We start from the raw sequence: 7,524 nt of genomic DNA on the forward strand, positions 1-7,524 counted from the left end.
TACCAGATTGCATATAGTTGATTTAGATGGTGCCAAAGCAGGTAAAGTAGTAAACTTGGGGGCAATTGAAGCGATCGCACGTGCGGTGTCAGTACCCATTGAAATTGGTGGCGGATTGCGCGATCGCACCAGCGTACAACGAGTATTCAATCTAGGCATACAGTGGGCGATTCTCGGAACTATCGCCGTAGAACAACCCCAGTTAGTGCAAGAACTGTGTGAAGAATTTCCCGAACAAATTATTATCGGTATTGATGCCCGTAATGGCCGAGTAGCAACTCGCGGCTGGTTAGAAACCTCAGAAGTTTTAGCAACTCAACTGGCTGTACAAATGCAAGAATTGGGTGCAGCCGCCATAATTTACACAGATATCCACCGCGATGGTACACTTACAGGGCCAAATTTAGAAGCTTTGCGAGAACTTGCAGCCGCAATTTCCATTCCGATAATTGCCTCTGGCGGGGTAAGTTCTGTCACCGACTTGTTGAGTTTGTTAGCGTTAGAACCTCAAGGCGTGACTGGCGTAATTGTCGGACGTGCTTTGTATACTGGGGATATTTTACTCAAAGAAGCATTACGAGCGATCGGGCCTGGACGGATTCAGGATATTCCACCGAATCTCGGTTTTTCTAGCTTTGCTTGAGATTTTCTGTCTTCGCTAAGTTCCCAAATGCAGTCTATTTGTAGACAGTAGTTTTGTTCGGCGTTGCTGATTAAATATATGAATCTTGGAATGGCTAGTGCGAGGGGTAAATAAGTTCGTAGTAAGGACTTTAGTCCTGGATTTTTAAGCACTGAAGTGCTTACTACAAACCCATAATATTTCAGGACTTACGCAACTCGCACAAAAGTCTCGTTGCAGCTGCGGCGCAACATTGATCGCAGAAAACTGTAAAACCCCTTCCTCATCTAACTTTGAATCACACTCTTCGTGAATAAAGTGATGATTTAGTAAATTTTTATACTTACAATCTCTGTGACTGGCAAAATTGGTGTCAGTGCGGCAAAGCCACAGCTTCAGTATCAACTACCAGAATGTCTGTGAGTTGATGTTTTTTGGTTCGCTCTACTCTTGGGTCTTTGATGTCAGAGAAATGCTCCACTAAACTCTGTTGAATAGCTCCAATGGATTCTATCTCTGTAGACCTTCGCCCTGGACGAGAACTTTCCTTGGCTTGAGCAGATTTTATTTCAAACCCCTCACAGATAAAGCTTTATTCCTTGAGTTTTTCGACTACAGCATGGAAGTCATCTCACTTATCTTGCTCTGATGTCAAGTACGTTTTTTATCCCGTTGGCTATGCTTGTATTGCTGAATTTGTCAAGTCAATTTTATACTAAATTAGATGATCTTACCCTGCATTTAAACCGCAAATCTTAACTACAAATATAATAAGTAATAAAAATATTATTATCCTAGTTAAAGTGTGATAATAGTAAGCATCTAATAAGTGCTTGATATCGCAAAAAATCAATTACTTTTTCGGATTCAAAAGATAGATTTAGGGTAGTTTGTAACTCCCCTGCTGCCTCTTAGCCCTTAGAAGATGTTTGAAAAGTCTTCTTATCGGTAACAAAACGTTCTAGATCCCCCTAAATCCCCCTTAAAAAGGGAGACTTTGATTCCGGTTCTCCCCTTTTTAAGTGGGGTTATGGGGGATCTAAAAGTGCCTAAAGTCACCGCGAAACACTTTTCAAACATCCTCTTACGAAAAGACTTCTTCAGCAAATCTCACTTATTAAATTACCGCGTGGTGGGGCTTCGCCCCACCGCATTTTGTGCGAGTTGCGTAAGTCCTGCCTAAAATTCTTGCTCAGTACGGCGTAAGCTGCTACGCAAGCTTTAAGCATCAGCCAAACACAAAGCGCAAATTTATCACCGTCATGGTCATAACCTTTTTACCGACTGGCTATCTGCACTTTAAAAATAGGCTCTAAGTCTTGAGGATAATAAATCATGTGTGGAAATTTTGGATTGGTAGGGAAAAGAAAATCCGAAGATGGCAATGAACTTTTACCAAAAAGATTTGTAGAAATTTCTCAAAAAATGGGTCACGAAACTGAAGTTCGTGGCGAACAAGCAGGCGGCGGATTGGTTTTTGGCTGCGATAAAAATAACCAGATTTTATTAGTTGGCAAAAAAATAGTTAATCTCAAAAGAAACAATTTAACAAAATCTTTAGAAACTGCCTTTGCTTGGGTCAGAAATAAAGCGGTTTTAGAAGGGATAAAACCGCTAGAATCGACAATAATGGGAGCTTGGCATTATCGCTATGGAACCAGCAGCGCCCCTTCTATTTTAGAAACCCATTGGCACGAATGGACGAGCGCGAGATATGCCTCGGTTTGGCAAGTTAAAAACGGCGAATGGGTACGTACCACAAAAAACGTCAACCATCGCATTACCCACAACGGAGACTTTGATGCTTGGACGATTTTTGGTAAAGCGATCGCAAATGACAAACTGGGTTTGTGGTTAGAAAGAGTATTGCATACGCCCAATGCAACTTCTGCCGACTCCCCAAAAATTGCGGGAATGATGGATTTATTAATTGCCAAGGGAATGTGGGATGCCTCAGTTAGACTTGCCTATCAACTGACTATTGCCAATGCAATTGAGGATGCATTTGGAGGAGAGGAAGCGTCTAAAGATGGGCCAAATACAGCGCCCTCTGAGGAAAAACTCAATAGCTGGTCCAAGATATTCGATCGCGTCTTTGAGTTTTACGCAACGCTTTTTTCAAATACAGACCAGCTTTTATACGAAAAATACCTCGATCGCTTTGAAGAAGATGTCTTGTGGGAAATCAGTAAAAATAGCGAGATCGCGCAATGGTCGCCGCAAAACCGAACTGCCTTTGTCAAAACAGCAATTTATAGTTTCTTTCACAACGATTCTTATCAAGCAACAAAAATCTTTATCTCAAAAGCGGAGGGGAGTTTTGGTTTAGTAGTCGCTTCTACCTTAGACCAAGAAAGGCTGGTAGTAAGTTCAAAAGGTCAGCCAATTTCCATCGGTTGCAACAGACCGCAAGAATATCTAGTCTATGCTTCCGAACCCGCTGCCGTCAATGCCGTTTTGTTTGGTTTTTCGGAGTCTTGGCGTTTGGATCTCGATCAAAAAAATGGAGAAATTGCCTCGATTTCCTATAACGATGTTACTGTCTATTCTATGAGTGCGGGACGCGATCTGCTGAAATCGGAATTGAGGTCAAGACAAATCCCGATGGCAGACAATCCCAGCATCAAACCTCACAAAACAGAAACTAAAGATCCGGTCGAACGAGACATTCGAGAAATTCCACAGATCATGAGAGAAATTGAGGTATCTTGGCGCGATAGTTGGTCTTTTAACCGTCAAAGCGCCGATTATCTCGCCAATATTTTCATCGAAAAAGCACAGCGTTTTCAAGAAAAGCGCCAGAAAGTGATGCAAGCAGGAATAACGGAAATAGGGCATTCCAAAGCTGTCGATCTGCTCATTACTGGGGTAGAAAGTAGTCTATGGATTGGCGAAAGATTCGCTGAAGATTTAAAAACGATCTTCCCTTGTTTGCATGTCAAGACAATTTCTTCCAACGAACTTTTAAAAATCCTACAACACGACTTTAGTGGTCTTAAATTAGGAGAACGCTCGCTGGTGCTGGCGATTAGTCAGTCAGGCCAAACCTTTTCTACTCTACAGGCGACTAACGCCTGTGAGCAACTTCACCAAAAAGGAATTATCGGCCAGGTTTTTATTATGACCGAGGAATTAGATAGTCTCATGGGAGGCGCGATCGGTCAAACTCATGGCAATAGGACTGTTTTTGGGAGCAGAATTTTCACCACGAATAGCGGACGCAGAACTGCCGAACCCTGTACCCTCTCAACTGCCGCATTGCAACAAACCCTGACAGAATTACTGTTGTATCTCGCTAAACGAATGCTACAAGGATGCCCCAATTATAGGCCTCTAGGTATGATTTTATCCGAAGAAAGCATCCTAGAACTAGAACTAATTAAGGATAACTTTATCTATCAAAATATTGTCACCATTACGGGAACCACTGCTGGCAAAGGGATAGTTAAATCCCCCGAGCATGAAAAACTCGTTAGAGGAGGCCGCCAATGGGCGATGCACATTATAGAAACGCCGATTGTTTGGGGAATTCATGCATTATATGTGTTGATAACGGTTGGCTGGACAATTCCTTTTGGTCAAACAATTCCACTGGCAAATACCCTTTTTCGTTTGGTTCTCTGGGTAGCTGGTTTGCAGGGCAATTCATTTTTATTAACGTTTGTTGCGCCTGTTATTACTTTGGCAGATATTGCTATCTACGTCTTCGGCCCTTGGTTGTGGACGTTGGCACTGCGTTGTTTTCAAGGTCGGCAACTTTTGGCCCGTACAGGAAAAAGAACTTTAGTAATTGGCGATTTACCTTGGGTACACCAACTTTTGAAATCTTATATCAGCAAACTGTTTTCTCTTAGTTATGGGATTGCTTCTGTTGAAGTACATAGCGATAATCCCCAAGATCAGATGTTGCATCGCTTCGGACATCGTATCGTTAGAGGGACGTTGATTTTTCTTGGCGTACCCGACGGACGCAGAGGTCAGATGCAAAAACAAGAAGAAAATGTAACGATTATGACGGGCAAGCAAGCCAATGGCATTAGAAATTTCGGTGCAGGGCCAGAAATTGTGACAGTTGGACACAATCCAATGCTTCAAGGTCAGGGACATGAGACGATAATTTTGTGGAGCGATATCGATTCCTTCCGCCAAAAAACCAACATACCAATCGGAGAAAAGGAAATTGTTGAAGAACTAAGAGAATCGCGTTTTAGCTCCTTTGAGCGTTTGCTGGCAGGTTATGTCTTCTTCTGGGCATTGGCGAAAAAGGTCGCTTCCTTTCTTCCAATACTGCAATATCAACACTGGAAGTCTCAAAGCCGAACAAAAATTATGACTACGGCTTCGCCTGTATCAGCAGTCAATCTTGACAGTCTTGGGGACTCCCAGAAAATAAAATATCCAGTTACTAAGTAAGAATAATAATCATTATTAGGGTGGTGGGCATCTTGCCATTGGTGTCAAGTTAAAGCCTCAGTTTAAAAATCAGCAAGGCCTTCTCTGGACTGAATTTATATTCATGCTTTCAGTAGATGCAATTATGACCTTGCAAATGCAATGATATATATATTGTCAAACAATAAATAGTTGCTATTGTTCAGATAAAAATTCAGACTCTAGTAACTTTGGTTTTGAGACAATTGTTTGATGTTTTGAGAAGGTAACACAATGAATAAAATCCTAAAACGCGCACTTTTACCCAGCCTCATGGCAGCAAGTTTAGCTGGTGTCACCTTAGTTCCTGCCAAACCCGCAGCTGCTGATGACCAAGTACTAAGAGATGCAGGTATTGGGGCTGTTACCAATGTTGTAACCGGAGCAGTTAGGGGACGGCATAATGTATTAAGAAATGCTGCTAGCGGTGCTGTCACCGGTGCAGCTGTCAATGGTGCAAATGGTCTGAGAAAGACTCACAATCGCCGTCATCGCAACGCTGTTCAAGATGTCGGAGTCGGTGCAGGAACTAGCGCGGTAACTGGTGTAATTACTGGCGATGGCAAAGATACCCTTGGCAATGCTGTTGATGGTGCTGCTGTAGGTGGAGCAATCCATCTGCTAACCAATCACTAATAATTCGTAAATTCATCAGCTGAAATACTTTCCCAACGGTTAACGAAGTTATCCCTCCCTAATTCCTCTGGTTCTTCCTAAAAGGATCAAACCCAACCTCTTTTTTCTCCTAGTAGGGAAGGGAGGTTGGGATATTTTATGTTGAGAATTATCCCACCGTCAGGATCGGATAACGTTAGGCTTAATACTAACTAATCCCTAGCCCTTCAATGCCTTTCTAAAGTTTCGACGATAAGATTGATTTGTAATAAACAAAGCAGGCCATAGCAAAGATAAACCAATCCGATTGGTCAAAGTTGGATTGAAATTAGTCCGTCCAAACCCATTCCAAAACTTCCAAACGCCGCCTCCGTAAACCCCGATCAAGGCAATAAAAATTAAGGTACTCATTCCCATCAACTCCAGCTAGTCACTGACAGAATTTAAGTTAAGTTTTAGCACATGAGGTAATCACCTGATAAGCGATACCGAGAAGGTATGACAAAACTCCCCAGTTTTTAATATCTAAGTCAGTTAAATGTTGCTACAAATGGGCAGCAGAGACATTTATTCTACTTATCATAACTTTCTGGTATGCCGACTGGTGATAAACCTGCGATCGCTCGTAAGTTTTGGCAGCGAATCAACTCAGTAAAATTGAAACTGGAACGCCCTTCAATTTTGGCTACCGCTTCAATTGCAGATAATAGATGCTGTGCTGCTTCAACTTCTGAATAACCGCGCCGTTGTGCGATTTTAATTGCGGCGGCATCGGCATTTAACTCCGACTCTTGAGATTTATTAGTGCGCCAGATCCGAAAAGCCGCGATCGCACTTAATCCCCCAGCTACGACTACACCCACTACATCTGACTGTGCTGCTTCCAAGAATCCGCCTAACAGCCCAGCCAACACCACACCTTGATAAATGTCGGGTTTAAACCACTTCACCCCCGTCAACCAGCTAACCATCTGCAACAGCAGCAAGTCTCGTTGCGGCTTTGGCAAGCGTCGCCACAAATCAAAATTAATATATATCGGTCGCGCTTGGTTCCACGGTTGGGGAAAGGAAGCATCAATCACTTTTGCTTGCTCTGGCTTACTAACGATTTTAGTCGTCATCCGCCCAGAAGCCGGCATCACATCTAACAAACGGCGAATTTCAACATTTGGCTCCATAACTTTAATTATTAGCCATAATGTGCATAGTAACTAGGTGTGTAAAAAATAAACTTTTCGTGTTAACCTTTGATTTGTGCGATGCTCTCGCAGTCTTGAATAGATTCAGATCGAGCCTTGAAGAAGAATCCAGAAGCCAAAATTCAGGAGTCAGAACAAGAAAGTGGAGGATTCAGACCCACCACTAATTGTAGACCGCTAAATTTTCACTTTTAGGGGGTGCAAAAACGCCGCTTATTCATTCGCCACTTGCACAGAATTCAATTCTGAATTCTGGCTCCTGACTCCTGAATTCTGCTTTGATAAGAATATTGATTAAGCAGTTTGATAATGTGGCGGGATTTTAAGAGTATTCATTTGCCGCCAAATTCAAAACCTGAAAGTTTTGGATCGCCATTAAGACTATATTTGTAACTATATGGACGCTTTTGCTCCCCTCCCACCTGAATGGACGAATAAGGCAATACACGCTTATGATTTTTGCTGTCCTAACTGCCACTCAAGTAGCCTAGAAGCTGAAAAAGTTTGGCTAAATCGGCGATCGCCTGTACTTACAGAAGACCATCGTCGCAAATGGCAAGAGTTCTACTACTGTCACTGTGGTTCTGTCTGGTGGGCTTGGAGTAGCGATCGCCCGCCAAAAGATATACCGAATCAACCAGATTACAATCCTACATA

General features: G+C 42.6%; 7 protein-coding genes. 4 read left to right on the plus strand and 3 right to left on the minus strand.

Annotation, left to right across the window (positions count from 1 at the left end; genetic code table 11):
• Positions 1–643: HisA/HisF-related TIM barrel protein (locus HWQ37_RS24430; RefSeq protein WP_292752018.1), on the plus strand; the 643-nt coding region annotated here is incomplete at its 5' end.
• Positions 644–995: 352 nt separating this feature from the next.
• On the opposite strand, the gene HWQ37_RS24435 is transcribed toward HWQ37_RS24430, so the two are convergent.
• The gene (locus HWQ37_RS24435) at positions 996–1,103 is read right to left on the minus strand and encodes a transposase family protein (protein WP_292752021.1); all 108 of its coding nucleotides are present in this window, start codon (positions 1,101–1,103) and stop codon (positions 996–998) included.
• 854 nt (positions 1,104–1,957) lie between these two features.
• Here HWQ37_RS24435 and HWQ37_RS24440 point away from each other — a divergent pair.
• The gene (locus HWQ37_RS24440; protein WP_292752024.1) at positions 1,958–5,035 is read left to right on the plus strand and encodes a class II glutamine amidotransferase domain-containing protein; all 3,078 of its coding nucleotides are present in this window, start codon (positions 1,958–1,960) and stop codon (positions 5,033–5,035) included.
• A 252-nt stretch (positions 5,036–5,287) separates the two neighbouring features.
• On the plus strand, positions 5,288–5,689 hold the full coding sequence (locus HWQ37_RS24445; RefSeq protein ID WP_292752027.1) for a hypothetical protein: 402 nt from the start codon (positions 5,288–5,290) through the stop codon (positions 5,687–5,689).
• Between the two features lie 198 nt (positions 5,690–5,887).
• Here HWQ37_RS24445 and HWQ37_RS24450 read toward each other — a convergent pair whose 3' ends face one another.
• Positions 5,888–6,079: a hypothetical protein gene (locus tag HWQ37_RS24450; protein ID WP_292752030.1), complete on the minus strand. Its 192-nt coding sequence runs from the start codon at positions 6,077–6,079 to the stop codon at positions 5,888–5,890.
• A gap of 161 nt (positions 6,080–6,240) precedes the next feature.
• The gene (locus HWQ37_RS24455) at positions 6,241–6,846 is read right to left on the minus strand and encodes a DUF3318 domain-containing protein (RefSeq protein WP_292752033.1); all 606 of its coding nucleotides are present in this window, start codon (positions 6,844–6,846) and stop codon (positions 6,241–6,243) included.
• Positions 6,847–7,264: 418 nt separating this feature from the next.
• Between HWQ37_RS24455 and HWQ37_RS24460 the strand changes: the two genes are divergently transcribed.
• On the plus strand, positions 7,265–7,524 hold a 260-nt coding region (locus HWQ37_RS24460), incomplete at its 3' end, for a hypothetical protein (RefSeq protein WP_292752036.1).

This window comes from Nostoc sp. NMS4 (genome assembly GCF_017115095.1).
Taxonomy (GTDB): Bacteria; Cyanobacteriota; Cyanobacteriia; order Cyanobacteriales; family Nostocaceae; genus Nostoc.

Coding starts and splice junctions, on each gene's coding strand:
- HWQ37_RS24440 (WP_292752024.1), top strand. CDS start 1,958: ATGTGTGGAAATTTTGGATTGGTAGGGAAAAGAAAATCCGAAGATGGC.
- HWQ37_RS24445 (WP_292752027.1), top strand. CDS start 5,288: ATGAATAAAATCCTAAAACGCGCACTTTTACCCAGCCTCATGGCAGCA.
- HWQ37_RS24450 (WP_292752030.1), bottom strand. CDS start 6,079: ATGAGTACCTTAATTTTTATTGCCTTGATCGGGGTTTACGGAGGCGGC.
- HWQ37_RS24455 (WP_292752033.1), bottom strand. CDS start 6,846: ATGGAGCCAAATGTTGAAATTCGCCGTTTGTTAGATGTGATGCCGGCT.